Origin of the sequence: Xanthomonas hydrangeae (assembly GCF_032697525.1) — a bacterium.
Taxonomy (GTDB): domain Bacteria; phylum Pseudomonadota; class Gammaproteobacteria; order Xanthomonadales; family Xanthomonadaceae; genus Xanthomonas; species Xanthomonas hydrangeae.
On record NZ_CP103836.1, the window covers coordinates 2,677,251 to 2,694,707 of the forward strand.

16 protein-coding genes are annotated in these 17,457 nt (G+C 66.1%); 6 read left to right on the plus strand and 10 right to left on the minus strand.

Annotation, left to right across the window (positions count from 1 at the left end; translation table 11 throughout):
- Position 1 precedes the first annotated feature (1 nt).
- Positions 2-1,378, plus strand: a complete 1,377-nt coding sequence (locus tag NYR97_RS11120) for an MATE family efflux transporter (protein WP_316692940.1) — start codon at positions 2-4, stop codon at positions 1,376-1,378.
- 84 nt (positions 1,379-1,462) lie between these two features.
- Positions 1,463-3,361, plus strand: a complete 1,899-nt coding sequence (sppA, locus tag NYR97_RS11125; protein ID WP_316692942.1) for a signal peptide peptidase SppA — start codon at positions 1,463-1,465, stop codon at positions 3,359-3,361.
- A 60-nt stretch (positions 3,362-3,421) separates the two neighbouring features.
- Here sppA and NYR97_RS11130 read toward each other — a convergent pair whose 3' ends face one another.
- Positions 3,422-3,637, minus strand: coding sequence for a hypothetical protein (locus NYR97_RS11130; protein ID WP_316692944.1), 216 nt, complete (start codon positions 3,635-3,637; stop codon positions 3,422-3,424).
- A gap of 106 nt (positions 3,638-3,743) precedes the next feature.
- Here NYR97_RS11130 and NYR97_RS11135 point away from each other — a divergent pair, with 106 nt between their 5' ends.
- Positions 3,744-4,520: an SDR family oxidoreductase gene (locus NYR97_RS11135; protein ID WP_316692946.1), complete on the plus strand. Its 777-nt coding sequence runs from the start codon at positions 3,744-3,746 to the stop codon at positions 4,518-4,520.
- Positions 4,521-4,692: 172 nt separating this feature from the next.
- Here the strand turns inward: NYR97_RS11135 and NYR97_RS11140 are convergent, their stop codons facing one another.
- The 9 genes from NYR97_RS11140 to NYR97_RS11180 all read right to left on the minus strand — a co-directional run bounded on the left by NYR97_RS11140 (position 4,693) and on the right by NYR97_RS11180 (position 14,468).
- Positions 4,693-5,361 carry a DUF4124 domain-containing protein gene (locus NYR97_RS11140; protein ID WP_316692948.1) on the minus strand — a complete coding sequence of 223 codons (669 nt, stop codon included), beginning with the start codon at positions 5,359-5,361 and terminating at the stop codon, positions 4,693-4,695.
- On the minus strand, positions 5,358-6,128 hold the full coding sequence (locus NYR97_RS11145; protein WP_316692950.1) for a DUF4124 domain-containing protein: 771 nt from the start codon (positions 6,126-6,128) through the stop codon (positions 5,358-5,360). Before NYR97_RS11145 ends, NYR97_RS11140 begins: the two co-directional genes overlap by 4 nt.
- Before the next feature lie 153 nt (positions 6,129-6,281).
- Complete coding sequence (gene tsaC / locus NYR97_RS11150) at positions 6,282-6,857, minus strand: L-threonylcarbamoyladenylate synthase type 1 TsaC (RefSeq protein WP_316692952.1); 576 nt, start codon at positions 6,855-6,857, stop codon at positions 6,282-6,284.
- An 8-nt stretch (positions 6,858-6,865) separates the two neighbouring features.
- On the minus strand, positions 6,866-9,358 hold the full coding sequence (locus tag NYR97_RS11155) for a DNA topoisomerase I (RefSeq protein WP_205392701.1): 2,493 nt from the start codon (positions 9,356-9,358) through the stop codon (positions 6,866-6,868).
- A gap of 182 nt (positions 9,359-9,540) precedes the next feature.
- The gene (locus NYR97_RS11160; RefSeq protein ID WP_316692954.1) at positions 9,541-10,776 is read right to left on the minus strand and encodes an RDD family protein; all 1,236 of its coding nucleotides are present in this window, start codon (positions 10,774-10,776) and stop codon (positions 9,541-9,543) included.
- A gap of 61 nt (positions 10,777-10,837) precedes the next feature.
- Positions 10,838-11,563 (minus strand): pilin, encoded by a 726-nt coding sequence (locus tag NYR97_RS11165; protein WP_316692956.1) that lies wholly within the window; start codon positions 11,561-11,563, stop codon positions 10,838-10,840.
- Positions 11,564-11,603: 40 nt separating this feature from the next.
- Positions 11,604-12,077 (minus strand): DUF494 family protein, encoded by a 474-nt coding sequence (locus NYR97_RS11170; RefSeq protein ID WP_006453160.1) that lies wholly within the window; start codon positions 12,075-12,077, stop codon positions 11,604-11,606.
- Positions 12,078-12,120: 43 nt separating this feature from the next.
- Positions 12,121-13,257, minus strand: a complete 1,137-nt coding sequence (gene dprA / locus NYR97_RS11175; protein WP_316692960.1) for a DNA-processing protein DprA — start codon at positions 13,255-13,257, stop codon at positions 12,121-12,123.
- Between the two features lie 74 nt (positions 13,258-13,331).
- Positions 13,332-14,468 carry a LysM peptidoglycan-binding domain-containing protein gene (locus tag NYR97_RS11180; protein ID WP_006453162.1) on the minus strand — a complete coding sequence of 379 codons (1,137 nt, stop codon included), beginning with the start codon at positions 14,466-14,468 and terminating at the stop codon, positions 13,332-13,334.
- A gap of 132 nt (positions 14,469-14,600) precedes the next feature.
- Between NYR97_RS11180 and def the strand changes: the two genes are divergently transcribed.
- The 3 genes from def to rsmB all read left to right on the plus strand — a co-directional run bounded on the left by def (position 14,601) and on the right by rsmB (position 17,455).
- The gene (def, locus tag NYR97_RS11185; protein WP_316692964.1) at positions 14,601-15,113 is read left to right on the plus strand and encodes a peptide deformylase; all 513 of its coding nucleotides are present in this window, start codon (positions 14,601-14,603) and stop codon (positions 15,111-15,113) included.
- A 108-nt stretch (positions 15,114-15,221) separates the two neighbouring features.
- The gene (gene fmt, locus NYR97_RS11190) at positions 15,222-16,145 is read left to right on the plus strand and encodes a methionyl-tRNA formyltransferase (RefSeq protein WP_104550011.1); all 924 of its coding nucleotides are present in this window, start codon (positions 15,222-15,224) and stop codon (positions 16,143-16,145) included.
- A complete protein-coding gene (gene rsmB, locus NYR97_RS11195) occupies positions 16,145-17,455 on the plus strand; it encodes a 16S rRNA (cytosine(967)-C(5))-methyltransferase RsmB (protein ID WP_316692968.1) in 1,311 nt (436 codons plus the stop codon). The genes fmt and rsmB overlap by 1 nt, the downstream gene beginning before the upstream one ends.
- Positions 17,456-17,457: the final 2 nt, after the last annotated feature.

Here is a 17,457-nt window from a genome sequence, read left to right on the forward strand (position 1 = left end):
CATGTCTGTTTCTCCTGCACCCACGTCCGCGACGCCAGGCTTCGCTGCGGAAGTGCGCACCACCGGGCTGCTTGCGCTGCCGCTGGTGCTCGGCCACGTCTCCACCGGCCTGATCGGTTTCGTCGACAACGTCATCGCCGGCCACCACGGCACCGCGACGTTGGCGGCGGTCACTATCGGCACTTCGTTGTTGTGGCTGCCGATGCTGGTGCCGATCGGCACGCTGATCTCGTTGACCGCCTCGGTGTCGCAACTGGTCGGTGCCGGCCGCGAGCGCGAGATCGGCCCGTTGTTCCGCCAGGCCCTGTGGCTGTCGCTGGGGCTGGGCGCTGTGATGTTCGCCTTCCTGAGCGCGGTGCCGCCGCTGCTGCCGACCTTCGGGATTGCGCCGGACATCGTGCCGGGCGCGACCGACTTCCTGCATGCGGTGCGCTGGGGCGGGCCGGCGCTGACGTTCTACTTCTGCATGCGCTACCTCAGCGAAGGCATGCACTGGACGCTGCCGACCATGCTGCTGGGCTTCGGTGGCTTGCTGGTGCTGGCGCCGCTGGGTTATGCGCTGACCTACGGCAAATTCGGTTTTGCCGAGCACGGTGCGCAAGGCCTGGGCATGGCCTCGGCGATCACCATGTGGGTGCAGGCACTGGCGTTTGCGCTGTATCTGTGGCGCTCGCGCCGCTTTGCGCATCTGCAGTTGTTCGCCCGTTTTGAGGGGCCGCGCTGGCGGGCGATTGGTGACCTGTTGCGCACCGGTCTACCGATCGGCATCACCGTGCTGATGGAGGGCGGTCTGTTCATCGTCACCGCTTTGCTGATCGGCCGGCTCGGCTCCACCGAAGCGGCAGCGCACCAGATTGCGATCAACGTCGCGCAGCTGTGTTTCATGATCCCGATGGGCGTGGCCGAGGCCACCACCGTGCGGGTCGGGCATGCGGTGGGGCGCGGCGATCCGCTCGGCATGCGGCGTGCGGCCTGGGCCGGCTACGCCATCGTGCTGGGCACCCAGGCGTTGTCGGCCAGCGTGTTGTTGCTGGGCCACGACGCCATCGTGAGCGTCTATACCGACGATGTGGCGGTGGCGGCGCTGGCCTCGGTGCTGCTGCTGTACGCAGCTACTTTCCAGTTTCCCGACGGCATCCAGGTGCTCTCCAGCGGCGCGCTGCGTGGGCTCAAGGACACCCGTGTGCCGATGTTCCTGGCGATGTTCTCGTATTGGGGCGTGGGTATGCCGATCGGTGCCGGGCTCGGCCTAGGACTTGGCTGGGGCCCGCAAGGCATGTGGATTGGCCTGATTCTGGGCCTGACCGTGGCGTCGATCCTGATGGGCCTGCGTTTCCGCCAGACCAGCCGGCGGCTGACTGCCGACGCGACCCCCTGACTTCCAGCGCATGCCGTGCGTGCTGCGCAGCCGGTATGCTGGGCAGCATTACTTGCATGCAGCGTCATTTCGACGGAGTTTTCCATGAACCACCCCGTGCGTCGCAATCCCATCGCCAGTTTCTTCGTCGGCCTGTGGGATGTGATGAATTTCACCCGGCGCCTGATCTTCAACCTGGCGTTTTTCGGCTTCTTGTTCCTGATGCTGCTGCTGTTTGTGGTGGCGATCGCGCGTGGCGACGGCACCAAGCCGCTGGCCGAGCGCACCACGCTGGTGATCAACCCGGAAGGCACCCTGGTCGAGCAGTTCAGCGCCGACCCGGTGAGCCGTTCGCTGGCCAAGGCAGTCGGCGACAAGAGCGCCGAAGAGGTGCAGCTGCGCGACCTGGTGCGGGTGATCGAGGCGGCCGGCAAGGATCGCAAGATCGAACGGGTGCTGTTGAACCTGGACAAGTTCCAGCCGGCCGGTTTCGCCTCGCAGCGCGAAGTCGCCGCGGCCCTGCAGAAGCTGCGCGCCTCCGGCAAGCAGATCGTGGCCTTCAGCGAAAGCATGAGCCAGGGCCAATACCTGCTGGCCGCGCAGGCCAACGAGGTCTATCTCGACCCGATGGGCAGCGTGCTGCTGGAAGGCCTTGGCCGCTATCGCCAGTATTTCCGCGAAGGCCTGCAGGACAAGCTGGGCGTGGATGTGCATCTGTTCCGCGTAGGCGAGTACAAGTCCGCTGCCGAGCCGTACATCCTCGACGCGGCCTCGGCCGACGCCAAGGAGGCCGATCTGTTCTGGATGAACGACGTGTGGCAGCGCTACCTGGCCGACGTCGGTACTGCGCGCAAGCTGAGCCCAGCGCAGCTGGCCGCCGGCATCGATACGCTGCCCGAAGGCGTGACCGCCGCCGGTGGCGACCTGGCCAAGTTCGCGCTGCGGCAGAAGCTGGTCGACGGTCTCAAGACCCGCGAAGAGGTCGATGCCTTGCTGACCAAGCGCGGCGTGGCCGACAGCGATGCCGATGCCGGCTTCCGCAACATCGATTTCGCCAGCTATCTCACCCAGTTGCAGGCGCGGCGTTCGATGGACAGCCGCCCGCAGGTGGCCGTGGTGGTGGCCGCTGGCGAGATCAGCGGTGGCGAGCAGCCGGCCGGCCGCATCGGTGGCGAATCGACTGCCGCGCTGCTGCGTCAGGCGCGCGACGATGAAGAGGTCAAGGCGGTGGTGCTGCGCGTGGATTCGCCCGGTGGCGAAGTGTTCGCCTCCGAGCAGATCCGTCGCGAAGTGGTCGCGCTCAAGCAGGCCGGCAAGCCGGTGGTGGTGTCGATGGGCGATCTGGCCGCCTCGGGCGGTTACTGGATCAGCATGAATGCCGATCGCATCTATGCCGACCCGTCGACCATCAGCGGCTCGATCGGCATCTTCGGCATGGTGCCGAATCTGACCCGTGCGCTGGACAAGATCGGCGTGCATACCGATGGCGTGGGCACCACGCGCTTTGCCGGTGCCTTCGACATCACCCGTCCGCTGGACCCGGCCGCCGGCCAGGTCATCCAGGCGGTGATCAACAAGGGCTATGCCGACTTCACCGGCAAGGTTGCGCAGGCGCGTCACCAATCGGTGGAGGCCATCGACAAGGTCGCACGCGGCCGCGTGTGGAGCGGGGCGCAGGCCAAGCAGCACGGCCTGGTGGACGCGTTCGGCGGCATGCAGGAAGCGGTGGCCGACGCAGCCGATCGGGCAAAGTTGAGCAAGGGCAAGTTCCGCGTGCGCTATGTCGAGAAGCCGGCCACGCCGTTCTCGCAATTCATGAGCGGCTTTGCCGGCAGTCGCATGGGCGCCTGGATGCTGGGCGATTCGGCCATGGCACGCGCCATGCTGGCGCGCTCGCTGCCGGAAGTGGATACCCAGTTGCGCTTCGTCGAAGACGCCGTGCATGACAGCAAGGCCGGTGGCACGCCGGTCAAATCGCTGGCGTATTGCTTCTGCGGTTTCTGACGCAGCACGTTTTCAAGGTGATGCATCGACAACGCCGGCCTTGTGCCGGCGTTGTCGTTTCTACTGCGTGGCTGCGTCGATCGCCTTGCGTTGATCGTCTGCTGCCTGATCGGTCGCCGCCTGCACCGCGTGCGCCTTATTCAACGGTTCCTGGATGTGCTCGCGCAAGGCGGTGGCCTGCGGCTCGGGCTTTTGATCGGTGGGCGCAGGTTGCGGTCGCTGACAGGCACCAAGCAACAACGCCAGGCTGGCTGCAGCAATCCAATGCAGTTTCATCGTCGTGACCTCGCTTGGGGTGGCGGTATCCTAACGCTCGGGCCGCACGCAGGCGTCAATCACGCTGCAGCGGCCGTTTCCTGCGTCTTGAAAGAGGATCACCCACGTGACAACCCATCGTTGGCGGTTGGATGGACAGACCGCGCTCATCACCGGTGCCAGCGCCGGCATTGGCTTTGCCATCGCACGCGAACTGCTCCGCTTTGGCGCGGATCTGCTGATGGTGGCGCGCGATGCCGATGCCTTGGCGCAGGCGCGCGACGAACTCGCCGAAGAATTCCCAGAGCGCGAATTGCATGGCCTGGCCGCCGATGTGGCCGACGATGAAGAACGTCGCGCCATTCTCGATTGGGTGGAAGACCACGCCGATGGCCTGCACCTGCTGATCAACAATGCCGGCGGCAACATCACCCGCGCGGCGATCGACTACACCGAAGACCAGTGGCGCGGCATCTTCGAAACCAACGTGTTTTCCGCTTTCGAATTGTCGCGTTATGCGCACCCGTTGCTGACCCGCCACGCGGCTTCGGCGATCGTCAACGTCGGCAGCGTCTCCGGCATCACCCATGTGCGCAGCGGCGCGCCGTACGGCATGACCAAGGCCGCGTTGCAGCAGATGACGCGCAATCTGGCGGTGGAATGGGCCGAGGACGGCATCCGCGTCAATGCGGTGGCGCCGTGGTACATCCGCACCCGTCGCACATCCGGGCCGCTGTCGGATCCGGATTACTACGAGCAGGTGATCGAACGCACTCCGATGCGCCGCATCGGCGAACCGGAGGAAGTTGCCGCGGCGGTCGGTTTTCTATGTCTGCCGGCAGCCAGTTACATCACTGGCGAATGCATCGCGGTGGACGGCGGATTCCTGCGTTACGGGTTTTAACCCGCCCGCGCGCGAGTCAGGGGTCCGCGAGGTTGCTCGCTTGCGCTGCTGGTCGGTGCACCGCACATGCCATCTGGTGATCGCTGTAGGTTGCCAGTGGCTTTAAAACATCGGCCCAGCAAACGCAGCGCCGTCGAACTGACTGACCTGCGCTGGACCGCTGGTTGCAGCATCAAGGCGTTGCGGACGGATTCGCGCAGCGGCTTTCGTCCAGCACGCGGCGCATTTGATCGAAGCGCTGTTTGCGGTCGGCCGATTGCGCCTCGTCGGAGAAACGCCAGCTTGCCTCGGCCTGCTCGGCGCGTTTGCGCCAGGCCTCGCACAGGCTCTGATCCGGAACAGGCGCGCAGCGATCGGTGACCACCTCGCAGGCGCTGCCGCCGCCGGTGGCCGGCCCGCCGGCCAGGTTGGTGGTCTGCATCGGCAGGCAGCGTGTGGCCGGTTCGCGGTCTTCGGTGAAATAGCGTCCGTTGTCGTGCGCGGTGCATTCGAACAACGGCGGCGGTGGCAGTGTGGAGGTCGAGGGCGTGGCAGGTGACGTCGGCGCAACCGGTGCTGGTGCCGCAACGGGTGCAGCAGCGGGCGCCTCGGTTTTCGGGGTGGCGCGCGGTTGTGCAGAGGGCGCTGTGCGCGTAGGCGATGCTACGCTCGATCCGCCGGGCGCAAACGGTACGGCGGCCGGCGCAGTCATCACTTTCTTTTGCTGCTGTACGCCTTTCGGGCACGGCATGTTCTGCACCGTGAGCGCGCCGGTCGGATCGGTGCAGCGGTAAATGGTCACGTCCTGGGCGCTGGCGACCGACATCCATCCCATCAACAACAACAGTAGCCAGCGCCTCATGCGCCGCCGCAATCGCGCTGCAGGCGTGCGTCGATGCCGCGTTGTTCGCGGCTGAGGTCCTCGCGCTCGCTCTGCAAGGCGCTGTTGTAGCGACGGATCAGCTCCCAGCGGCGATCGGCCAGCCGCCCGCAGACTTCCTGCTCCGGCAGGGCATGGCATTCGTCGCGGATCTGCACATTGCCGTAGGGCACGATCACCGTGCCGCCGCCGTAGCCGCCGCCGTTGTAACCGCCCTGATAGCCGCCGCCTCCGAAGCTTGCGCTTCCGCGCACGCTTCCACCCCGTCCGGAGCCACCTTGCACCGATACTGCCGGGCGCGGGCTCACCGAGATCGGCGGACGCTGGATGCCGCCGCCGTTGACCGGCGGGGCAATGCCGTTGCCCACATAGGCGGGGCCCCAGGTCGGCACCCAGCGCGGATTGCCTTCCGGGCTGTCGCTTGTGTAGCGGTTGCCGTCTTCAGTGGTGCACTCATACATCGGCTGTGGCGGCTGCACGGTGATGATGCGCACCTCGCGTGGCGGCTGCGTTGCGACGGTGGCAGGGGCGACGACAGCACGTTCCGATCGCGGCGGCGGATCTTGCGGGCGTTGCAGGTCCAGCACCTGCTGGCGCCCGCTGCTGCACGGCGCGTCCTGCAGCGCCACGGTGCCGGTGCTGCTGACGCAGCGGTAGATCCGTACATTCGGATCGGGTTTGCTGGCGGTACTGGCCGCCGACGCAGGCAGCGCGGTGGCCAGCAACAGAAGGGTCAGGACGGTACGCATGACCGCAGTGTGCGCGTCTGTCCGGCTGTGTCAAAGGGGGAGCGGCTGAACTGGTTTGGGTCATGCAGGCCGGCGGATCAGCGACGCGGCAACCGCATAGGGCTTCGTGCCCCGCCGCACGCGCCATCTGGCCCGGATCTACAATTAGTTCACTCAGTTGCGCAGGATCTGCCCGCTGCGCGCATCGCGGATCTGGGTCGGCTGCGCCAACGCGCCCACTTCGCCATCCACCACGCCATCGATGCTGGCCAGCAGCGCCTGGTCCAGCGCCTGCCGGCTGCGTGCGGGTGGCTCCCCGGCCAGGTTGGCGCTGGTGGACACCAACGGAGCCCCCCAGGCTACGCAGAGCGCGGCGACGACCGGATGCGCGCTGATGCGCACTGCCAGCCCGTCATGCGCGCCAGTGACCCAGCGCGGCACCTGTGCGGTGACGGGCAGGATCCAGGTGTGCGGGCCCGGCCAGCTGGCCAGTACCTCCTGCTTGCGCGCAGGCTCCAGCGCGTCGAAGTCCACCCACTCGTGCAGGACATCCACGCTGGCGGCCACCACGATCACGCCCTTGTCGACAGGGCGCCGCTTGATCGCCAGCAGCCGCAGCACGGCCGCTTCCTGGCGCGGGTCGCAACCCAGTCCCCACACCGCTTCGGTGGGATAGGCGATCACGCCGCCCCGGGTCAGGGCAGCGACGGCGTTATCCACACTGAGCGCGGGGCTGGGTACCGATTGCATCGTGCGACTCAGCCTGCCGCCTTGCTCGCCACTTTCTTGACCACCCGCTTGGCGGCCTTCTTGGCGGCGGCTTTCTTGGCCGGGGCCTTCTTGGCAGCGGTCTTGGTCGCGGCAGTCTTGGTGGCGGTCTTCTTGACTGCGGTCTTCTTCGGCGATGAATCCTTGACCGTATTCTTCTTCAGCGTGGCCTTCTTCGCACCGAAGCCCTTGCGCACCGGCTTGCCGGTGTCGGTCAGCAACTGCTGCACTTCTTCGAAGCTCAGCGACGCCGGCTCGCGATCCTTGGGGATCTTGCCGTTGAGCTTGCCGTCGCTGATGTAAGGGCCGAAGCGACCGTTGAGCACCTGGATGTCGCTGCCGTCGAATTCCTTGATCACCCGATTGCGCGCGATCTCTTCCTTCTCTTCGATCAGGAACACCGCGCGTTCCAGATCGATGGTGTACGGGTCGTCTTCTTTCTTCAGCGAGGCATACACGCTGCCACGGCGCGCAAACGGCCCGAACCGGCCGATGCCGACGCTGACGTCCTGTTCCTTGTCCTGGCCCAGCGCGCGCGGCATCTTGAACAGTTCCAGCGCGTCTTCGATGGAGATCGAAAAGATGCTTTGGCCCGGGCGCAACGAGGCGAACGTGGGCTTTTCTTCGTCTTCGACCGTGCCGATCTGCACCATCGGGCCGAAGCGGCCGATGCGCGCGCTGACTTCCTTGCCGCTGACCGGGTCGGCGCCGAGCACGCGCACGCTGCCGGCGTCGGTCTTGTCCAGCGAATCCTTCTTGTCCTCGACCAGTTCCTTGAACGGGCCCCAGAACTTCTCCATCAACGGAATCCATTCCGCTTCGCCACGCGAGACCGCATCCAGATCGTCTTCGAGCTTGGCGGTGAAGTCGTAATCCACGTAGCGGGTGAAATGCCCGGACAGGAACTTGGACACCGCGCGGCCCACGTCGGTGGGACGGAAGCTGCGGCCTTCCATGTCCACGTACTTGCGGAACTGCAGGGTCTGGATGATCGAGGCGTAGGTGGACGGCCGGCCGATGCCGTACTCCTCCAGCGCCTTGACCAGCGCCGCTTCGGTGAAGCGCGGCGGCGGCTGGGTGAAATGCTGATCGGTGACGATGCGGTCCAGCGGAATGTTGTCGCCAGCCTTCATCGGAGGCAGCTTGCGGCCCTCATCCTCGTCTTCGCTGCTCTTGGTGTCCTTGCCTTCTTCGTACACGGCCAAAAAGCCTGCGACCACCACGGTGGTGCCGCTGGCGCGGAACACGTGTTCGCTGCCGGCCGACAGGTCGACGCTGACGGTATTGAGCGTGGCCGGAATCATCTGGCAGGCGACTGCGCGCTTCCAGATCAATTCGTACAAGCGGCGCTCATCGTCGGACAGAAAGCGCGCGACCTGCGCCGGGGTATGCAGCGCCGAGGTCGGACGGATCGCCTCATGCGCTTCCTGCGCATTCTTGGATTTGGTGGTGTAGGTATTGGGTTGATCCGGCAACGAGGCGGTGCCGAAGTCGCGCGCGATCACGTCGCGGATTTCCGCCAACGCGTCCTGCGACAGATTCACCGAGTCGGTACGCATATAGCTGATCAGGCCGACCGAGCCTTCGTCGCCAAGCGCCACACCTTCGTACAACTTCTGCGCCACCTGCATGGTCTTGCGGGTGGTGAAGCCGAGCTTGCGCGAGGCTTCCTGCTGCAACGTGGAGGTGGTGAACGGCGGGGCGGGGCGACGCTTGCGCTCCTTGCTGGCCACGTCGGTGACATGCAGCACGCCTTGCGCGGCCTTCTGGATGCGCAGACGCGCGGCTTCAGCGGTATCGCCGTCGGTGACGGTGAACTGCTCGAATTTCTGCCCGTCCAGCTTGATCAGACGCGCATTGAACGGCTGCGACGGATGCCGGCAGTGCGCATCGATGGACCAGTATTCGCGCGCGATGAAGGCTTCGATCTCTTCTTCGCGCTCGACGATCATGCGCAGCGCCGGCGACTGCACGCGGCCGGCCGACAGGCCGCGCTGCACCTTGCGCCACAACACCGGCGACAGGTTGAAGCCGACCAGATAGTCGAGCGCGCGACGTGCCTGCTGCGCATCGACCAGGTCGGCGGCGATCGCGCGCGGCTTGAGCATCGCTTCCTTGATCGCACGCGGGGTGATCTCGGTGAACACCACCCGCTGCATCGGCTTGTCCTTGAGCAGACCGCGCTCTTTCAGGATCTCGGCGATGTGCCAGCTGATCGCCTCACCCTCGCGGTCCGGGTCGGTCGCCAGAAAGATGTCGTCGGCGGTCTTGGCGGCGCGCGCAATGGCTTCGACATGCTTTTCGTTCTTTTCGATCAGGTCGTAGCGCATCGCGAATCCGTTGTCCGGATCGACCGCGCCTTCCTTGGGGACCAGGTCGCGCACGTGCCCATACGAGGCCAGGACGGTGAAGTCCTTGCCGAGGTATTTATTGATCGTCTTGGCCTTGGCGGGCGATTCGACGATGAGCAGGTGCTTGGGCATGGTGGTTAATTCTTTGGGCAGGGCCCGGGGGGCAGGTAGCGTGGCCTAATTGGCCGGTGGAGGGAAGCAGATCGCCTGTTTCCCACACGTCAACGCCCGGGATGGTAGCCCGGGCGTTCAGTTCTCTTATTAGAAAGATCACGGCAGACGCCGCCGTGTCAAGCGGCTTCGGCCACGAACCCTCAGTTCTGGCTCATTCCGATGGCTGCAATCATGATTGCGGCGAAGATCACGCCAATCACTACTATCACCGCATAAATGGCCAGCACCACAATCGTGACTGTGTCCAGCCCCGTGGATTGCCGCTCCGGATGATCTGTGAAGGCCCAGCGATCCACCACCAGGGTCTCGCACACTTTGTCGTGGGGGGCCTGCTTGCGCTGGGTCATGCCGGCCATGAACGCCGCCACGATCGCGCCGATGCCCAGGGTGAGCACGCTGATCAGCATGTAGGCCAGATAGCGCAGCACGTTGCGCCAAAAACCGACCCGGCCGCCGTTGCTGTCGGCGCGCACCAGCTTGATGCCGCAGGCGAGCTTGCCCAGGCTGGCCTGGTGCCGGCTGGACTGCATCCAGGCGAAATACAGCGTCGGGATGGCCAGACCGATGCCATACGACACCACCATGATCGCGATGCCGAGCGCGCTGCCGTCGTCCAGGGCCGAACCGGAATCGCCGCGGGTGGTTGCCAGCGCCACGACGAACACCAACGGGATCACGATCAGATACACCGCGAAGGTGGTCACGAAGCTGTCCAGAATGCTGGCCGCCACGCGCCGCCACAGGCCGGCGTAGACAACCGGGGCATCCTGCAAAGCAACGCTTGCTGTGGGTGCGGCGGCGGCTACGGAGTCCCAGGCGCTGGGAATTGGCACGTCAGCGGGTGTCTGCGACGAGGCATCGGCGGGCGTCGCAGGCGCGTCCGAGGTCTTGGTCAGGGTCGGGCTTGAGGCCGCCGGGGGTGTCGCTGCCTCTGCCGGCGTGGTGGACCACGCCACCGGATCTGCCGGTGCAGCGTGCTCGGTTGGCGGAATCTGATGCTGATCGACTGCTGCAGGGTGATCGGCAAGGCCAGATTCGGTCTGCGCGAGCGAAGCGTCCGCAGCGGAGTCGGCAAACGGCGCCACTGCGGCGGGCGCGTTATCCGCCGGGGCGCTGGTCGGGTAAACCGTCGCCTGCGGTTCACTGCCCGGAACGTCCACCGACGTATATCCGGTCGGCTCGGGGGTCGCCGGCACTGCTGTGTCGACGCCCAGTTCGGCCGCGACCTCGCGCAGCGCCACCCACTGCGGCAGACCTTCGCGCCAGACCAGGCTGGAGCGGTCGATGATGCCTTGCGACAGGCGTGCAACCAGCGTGTCGGTGTCGATCGGCCCCTGGCGTTCGCGCTGGGCGTCGGCGTAATACCACTGCGTCATTGATGTCCCCTTGGATGAAACAATTGGCTAGAGCGTGTCATGCGCTTTGAGAGAACACGCTCTAACCGCGGCAGTCCGGCGGAACTTGGTTGTCGTCGATCTCGGAACTGCACTGCCAACTGCTGGCATCAGCGTCGAAATCCAGCCACAACGCCTTGCCGTCGAGCTTGGCCGATTTCGGTGCGTGCATCACCGCTTCGATGCCGCACTGGGTGGTGTCGAAACGGCCAACCCGCACGCTGGTCAGCACGTCGTTTGCATAATGCTCGGGCGCCTGGAACCCGCTGTCGCCATTGACCGGACAACGGCCTTCCTGCGCAAGAAATTCGGCGATCTGCGGCTTTAATGGCGCTAACGCGGCCACCGCCTTGGCGACCTTGGTGCGTCCCACATAGTCCTGATAAGCCGGCAACGCGATTGCAGCCAGAATGCCGATCACTGCCACCAGGACAAACATCCCCACCACCGCGCACAGGACCACCGCCAGCGACCATCCCGGCCCGTGGTTCGGCAGGCGATGCGCTGGCATTACAGACACGTGGGCAGGCGACATGCGTGCCGCCGCCGATGGCAGTGGCGGCGGCTGCGCTGCAGCGCTCAACTCGGTGGAAATCGGCGGCCCGAGCTCTTCGGCGCAGGCAGACAATGGCACCCATTGGGCCAGGCCTTCGCGCCAGACCAGGGTATCCAAGGCAATTGCGCGATCACGATACAGGCCCAGCAAGGCCTCGCCGGCCACCGGGCCACGCCGATGGCGGTTGCCCTCGGCGTAATACCAACTGCTCATTCCCGTCCCCACGCACGCGCTTCCATCGCGGCTTCGACCCTCAGTGTACGGGTTCAGGCTCGTCGAGGAACATCTGCGTTTCCATCCAGGCATAGGCCGCTTCGGCACCCGGCTGGTTGAACAGCACCATCAGCACCACCCACTTGAGGTCGTCCAGATCAAGCTCGTCCTGGTCCAGCGCCATGGCGCGGTCCAGCACCAACTCGCGCTGATCGGCATCGAGAATGCGGTGTTGTTCCAGGAACATCAGAAACCCACGGCAATCCACATCGAGCTTGTCCAGCTCCGGGCCGTGGTAGATACGCACCGGCCCGTCGACGTGCGGGCGCGCAACGCTGGGCCGCTGCTCGGAGAGCGCGTCCAGCCAATCGAAGGCTTTACTGATTTCTGCAGGGCTGAAGCCAGCCTGGATCAGGCCATTCTGAAGCGAGTCACGGTCACGGACCAGGTCCGCGTCTTCGCTGAAATAATGTTCGAACAGGTACAGCAGTACATCAAGAATGCTCTCTTTCATTGCCCCTCGGCCTGCGTCGCGCGACGCTGTGGAGGTGAAGAAACTAGGGATTGCGGGTATAGCGACCGTGCTCGGTGACCACGTCTCCCTCCAGTTCCATGATGAGCAGCATGGAGGACAGCGTGGCGGCCGTCAATCCGGTGCGTTCGACCAATGCATCCATAGGGGTTGGGTCGTGGCCAAGTGCCTGCCACAAGCGCTGGTAGTCCGGATCCGGGCGCGCGGTAGAGGCCTTGGGCGCCGTCCTGGCCTGATCAGTGGGGGCGGCCAGGCGCTGGCGCAAGGCATCGGCCAACTCGCCCGAGAGCAGGCGCAGCCCGTCGATGATCTGGGCCGGCTCCTGGGCCAGGGTGGCACCCTGACGGATCAGGTGATGGCAGCCGCGCGCGAGCGGATTGTGCAGCGAGCCGGGCAGGGCGAACACTTCACGCCCGGCCTCGGCTGCCAGCCGCGCGGTGATCAGCGCGCCCGAGCGCATGGCCGCTTCGACCACCAGCGTGCCCAATGCCAGCCCGGCGATGATCCGGTTGCGGGCCGGGAAGTGCCCCGCGGCCGCCGTTGTACCGGGTAGATACTCGCTGACGACCGCACCACGCGCGGCGATGCGATCGCGCAGCGACTGATGATGGGCGGGATAGGCCACATCGGTGCCGGTGCCGACCACCGCCACGGTGATGCCGTCGGCGCGGGCCAGCGCGGCCTCGTGGGCGATCGCATCCACGCCTGCCGCCATGCCGCTGACGATGCCCAGCCCGGCGCCCGCCAGGCTGGAAGCAAACGCGCGGGTGTGCTCCCTCCCTCCGGCCGTGGCCGCGCGGCTGCCGACCACCGCTACCGCTGGATGCCACAACGCATTGGGGTCGCCGTCCACGAACAAGGCCAGCGGCGGATTGACCAGATGCCGCAACAGGGCGGGATAGTCCGGATCCTGCCAGCCGATGAGGTGATGCCCGGGCTGCGCGCACCAGTGCAGCGCAGCGTCCAGCGCCTGCGCGTCGGGGACGCGCAGCAGGGCCGATTGCAGCGCGTCGCAGCCGGCAGCGCGCCATGCATCGGAGCCGGCAGCAAGGATCTCGGCCGGCGAGGCGAACGTCGTCAGCAGCGTACGGCGCGGCGGGCTGCGGCCGCCGGCCAGCAGCAGGATCAACAACGCACGCAGGTCTGGAGCAGTCAGGGCCATGCGCTCAGCGTAGGCCGCAAACGACGACGGCGCCCTCAGGCGCCGTCGCGTTACAGCATCGGATTTTGTCCCGCTTACTGCGCGTCTGGATGCTTGACGATGTAGCCCAGGCCGGTCGGCTTGACGCTTTCCATCACCAACGCATAGCTGACCTTGTCGAAGGTGCGGAACACCATCGCGTGCGAGACGTATTCGTCGGGCAGGCCGACGGTGGAACCGGCCGGACCGCTGAAATCGTCATCGGTCCGCGAAAAACGCGAGTGCTTGACGCGGTCGCTGACCGTGCGGCCCTTGCGCCAGATCGAGAACACGGTGCCGTTGTTGATGCCCTCGCGCGCGCCACCGGAGATGGCGATCACGTCGCGGGTGCCGCCGACGATGAAGGCATCGGAGATGGCCAGCACGCGCAACTCGGTCTGCGTGGCCTGTTCCGAGGGCGGATGCGGAATGAACTGCAGATCGTACGGCTGCGCCTCGACCGCGATGATGCGATCGCCCGCCCGCACTTCGCGGCCGCTGTCCTGCAACAGCAAGGTCGCCGCCTTGGAATTACCGCCTGCCGCGCTGCGGGTAATGGTGCCGACGTTGACCTGCGCCAGTTCATAACCCAGGAACTCGCGGCGACTGCTCGGCGCGATGTAGTTCTTCCAGATGTTGCCGGAGCCGGCGACGCTATTGCCGGCCATATCCAGATCATCGTTGGGCTTGGGCAGGCTGAACTTCACGGTCGGGCGCACCACTGCAAAACGCTGCCCCGGCTGCGCGTCGTCCAGGCCGACCACATACGCCAACTGGCCAGTGGTGGCACGCGAACGACCGCCCTCCAGACCGACGACATACGGCAGGCCGTCGAAGTCGTCGGTGACGCGCAGGTTCTTGAGAAACGGCTCGACGTCCGACAGCGGAATCGCATTGATCGGCGCTTCCTGACGCGGGCCGGGCTGCACAGTGCCCTTGGCGACGCGATCCAGGTAGGCCAGGCTGATCACATCGCCCGGGTAGATCAGGTGCGGATTCTGAATTTGCGGATTGGCCTGCCAGATTTCCGGCCACAGCCACGGCTTTTGCAGAAAACGCCCAGCGATGTCCCAAAGGGTATCCCCCTTGCGGACCACGTAAGTCTCTGGATGTTCGCCCACCGCTTGCGCGGCAGCGTAGGTCGCGACGGTCAGCATCGCCGCAGCGACGACCGTACGAAGTCGGTTCAACATGAGTGCCTTCTTGCCTGATTCCCCAACAGGTCCGCGCACTATAGTCCAGAAACCCCGGAGCTACGCAAGCAGTGCGCTAGAATAGGAGCGTCTTGCCGGCGCCGCGCCGGTGTTCCCAGCACGGGTAACCCCATGGCTTTGCTCCCTATTCTCGAATTTCCCGACCCGCGGCTGCGCACCAAGGCCGTGCCGGTCGATGCTGCCGAGGTCACCAGCCCGGCATTTCAACGCTTGCTCGACGACATGTTCCAGACCATGTACGAGGCGCCCGGCATCGGCCTGGCCGCCAGTCAGGTGGATGTGCACAAGCGTTTCATGGTGATCGACGTCAGCGACGAGAAGAACCTGCCGCAGGTGTTCATCAATCCGCAAATCGTCAGCAAACAGGGCGAGCAGCTGTATCAGGAAGGCTGCCTGTCGGTACCGGGCATCTATGCCGACGTCGCCCGCGCCGATGCGATCACCGTGCGCTATCTCGACCGCCAGGGCAAGGCGCAGGAACTGAGCACCAACGGCCTGCTGGCGGTGTGCATCCAGCACGAGATGGACCATCTGGACGGCAAGTTGTTCGTCGATTACCTGTCGCCGCTCAAGCGCGAGATGGTGCGCAAGAAACTGGCCAAGCAGCGCAAACACGTTGCCTGACGGCCGGGATTGGGGAGTCGGGATTGGGGATTGGAAACGCTGGTTCTCGGCCCGGTCGCCCGATCCTTTTTTACGAATCCCCAATCTCCACTTCCGAATCCCAGCCCCATGAAAATCATATTCGCCGGTACGCCGGATTTCGCCGTCGCCTCGTTGCGCGCTGCCGCGCAGCGACATGAAGTGGTGGCGGTCTATACCCAGCCGGATCGGCCTGCCGGCCGCGGCCGTGGGCTGACCGCCTCGCCGGTCAAGCTGGAAGCGATCGCGCGCGGCATCCCGGTGTTTCAGCCGCAGACGCTGCGCTCGCCCGAGGCCCTGGCGACGCTGCGCGCGCTCGATGCCGACCTGATGGTAGTGGTGGCTTACGGCTTGATCCTGCCCAAGGCAGTGCTGGCCGCGCCGACCTATGGCTGCTGGAACGTGCATGCCTCGTTGCTGCCGCGCTGGCGTGGCGCCGCGCCGATCCAGCGTGCCATCGAGGCAGGCGATACCGAAACCGGCGTGTGCCTGATGCAGATGGAAGCCGGTCTGGATACCGGCCCTGTGCTGCTGTCGCAACGTCTGGAGATCGGCGAGCAGGAAACCGGCGGGCAGCTGCACGACCGCCTCGCCGCGCTGGGTGCGCAGGTGCTGTCCGATGGACTGGGGTTGCTGCGTGCCGGCGTTCGCCCGGTGGCGCAACCGCAGCCGGCCGAGGGCGTGACCTACGCGCACAAGCTGGACAAGGCGCAGGCGCGGCTGGACTGGGCGCAGCCGGCGCAGGAACTGGCGCGGCGCGTGCGTGCGTTTAACCCCTGGCCGGTGGCCGAGGCGATGCTGGCCGGTGAGCGTGTGCGCCTGCATGGCGCGGTGGCGCTGGACCTGGCACATCGGCAGGCGCCGGGCACCCTGCTCGCTGCCAGCAAGCAGGGCATCGATATCGCCTGCGGTGCGGGTGCGTTGCGGGTACGCGTCTTGCAGCGCGAGGGCGGCAAGGCAATCACCGCCGCCGACTACCTCAACGCGCGCCGCGATCTGCCGGCGCTGACCTGATGTCGACGGAAGCTGCCACTGCCGGCGTTGCCTCGCGTCTGGCCGCAGCGCGGGTGCTGACGGCGGTGTTCGACCAGGGCCGCTCGCTCAAGGCCGAGCTGGCCGCAAGCTTGCCCGGCCTGAGCGATCCACGCGACCGCGCGCTGGTGGAGGCGATCTGTTTTGCGGTGCTGCGCCGCCGCCCGGCCTACGACGTAGCGCTGCGGCAGTGGCTGGAGCGCCCGTTGCCGCCGCGCGATGCCGAACTGAAAGCGCTGCTGATGGCCGGCTTCGCCCAGCTCGACGTGCTGCAACTGCCCGCGCATGCGGCATTGTCGGCCACCGTGGATGCGTGTCGCGCGCTGGGCCGGCCGCGTCAGGCCGGCATGGTCAACGCGATCCTGCGGCGTGCGCAGCGCGATGGTTTCCCGGCGGTGTCTACCGATGCCGGTTGGCCGTCCTGGTTGCGCAAGCAGCTGCGCGCCGATTGGGGCGATCACGCTGAAGATATCTTCGTTGCAAGCGCGCTGATGGCGCCGATGTGGCTGCGGGTGCATCGCGGGCGCACCGATCCGGCCGCGTATGTCGCGCGCCTGGCCGAACTGGGCATCGCTGCCGAAATTGATGCGATGTTGCCGGATGCGGTGCGCTTGCACAGTGCGCTACCGGTGAGTCAATTGCCGGGCTTTGCCGAAGGCGAGGTCTCGGTGCAGGACGGCGCTGCGCAGCAGGTGGCCGATGCGCTGCCGTTGGCTCCATCGGCGCGCGTGCTCGATGCCTGCGCCGCGCCCGGTGGCAAGGCTGCGCATCTGCTGGAACGCCATCCCGGCCTGCAGCTCACCGCGCTGGATGTGGATGCGCGCCGGCTGGAACGCGTGCAGCAGACCCTGCAGCGCACCGTGCCGGGCGCGCAGGTGGCGCTGCATGCGGCCGACGCCGCCGACCCCGCCGCGTGGTGGGACGGGCAGCCGTTCGATGCGGTGCTGCTGGATGCGCCGTGTTCGGCCACCGGCGTGGTGCGCCGTCAGCCGGATGTGCTGCTGCATCGCCGTGCCGACGATATCGATGCGGTGTGCGCCTTGCAGGCGCGCCTGCTCGATGCGACCTGGCGCACGCTGCGTCCGGGCGGGCAGTTGCTTTACACCACCTGTTCCTTGCTCGCGCGTGAGAACCGGGCCCAGGTGGAGGCGTTTTTGCAACGCACCCCTGATGCCCAGGCACAGCCGTTGGGTGCGCAGTTTGGTCATGCGGCAGGGCCGGGGCGCCAGCGGTTTCCAGGCGAGCAGCACTGCGACGGATTTTTCTACGCGCTTTTGCTAAAAACCTCCTGATC

Excerpts from the sequence above, each read along its gene's own strand:
- NYR97_RS11140 (WP_316692948.1), bottom strand. The coding sequence starts at position 5,361 with ATGAGGCGCTGGCTACTGTTGTTGTTGATGGGATGGATGTCGGTCGCC.
- NYR97_RS11180 (WP_006453162.1), bottom strand. The coding sequence starts at position 14,468 with ATGTTGAACCGACTTCGTACGGTCGTCGCTGCGGCGATGCTGACCGTC.
- NYR97_RS11170 (WP_006453160.1), bottom strand. The coding sequence starts at position 12,077 with ATGAAAGAGAGCATTCTTGATGTACTGCTGTACCTGTTCGAACATTAT.
- dprA (WP_316692960.1), bottom strand. The coding sequence starts at position 13,257 with ATGGCCCTGACTGCTCCAGACCTGCGTGCGTTGTTGATCCTGCTGCTG.
- sppA (WP_316692942.1), top strand. The coding sequence starts at position 1,463 with ATGAACCACCCCGTGCGTCGCAATCCCATCGCCAGTTTCTTCGTCGGC.
- NYR97_RS11145 (WP_316692950.1), bottom strand. The coding sequence starts at position 6,128 with ATGCGTACCGTCCTGACCCTTCTGTTGCTGGCCACCGCGCTGCCTGCG.
- NYR97_RS11130 (WP_316692944.1), bottom strand. The coding sequence starts at position 3,637 with ATGAAACTGCATTGGATTGCTGCAGCCAGCCTGGCGTTGTTGCTTGGT.
- NYR97_RS11160 (WP_316692954.1), bottom strand. The coding sequence starts at position 10,776 with ATGACGCAGTGGTATTACGCCGACGCCCAGCGCGAACGCCAGGGGCCG.
- rsmB (WP_316692968.1), top strand. The coding sequence starts at position 16,145 with ATGTCGACGGAAGCTGCCACTGCCGGCGTTGCCTCGCGTCTGGCCGCA.
- NYR97_RS11165 (WP_316692956.1), bottom strand. The coding sequence starts at position 11,563 with ATGAGCAGTTGGTATTACGCCGAGGGCAACCGCCATCGGCGTGGCCCG.
- tsaC (WP_316692952.1), bottom strand. The coding sequence starts at position 6,857 with ATGCAATCGGTACCCAGCCCCGCGCTCAGTGTGGATAACGCCGTCGCT.
- NYR97_RS11155 (WP_205392701.1), bottom strand. The coding sequence starts at position 9,358 with ATGCCCAAGCACCTGCTCATCGTCGAATCGCCCGCCAAGGCCAAGACG.
- fmt (WP_104550011.1), top strand. The coding sequence starts at position 15,222 with ATGAAAATCATATTCGCCGGTACGCCGGATTTCGCCGTCGCCTCGTTG.
- NYR97_RS11120 (WP_316692940.1), top strand. The coding sequence starts at position 2 with ATGTCTGTTTCTCCTGCACCCACGTCCGCGACGCCAGGCTTCGCTGCG.
- def (WP_316692964.1), top strand. The coding sequence starts at position 14,601 with ATGGCTTTGCTCCCTATTCTCGAATTTCCCGACCCGCGGCTGCGCACC.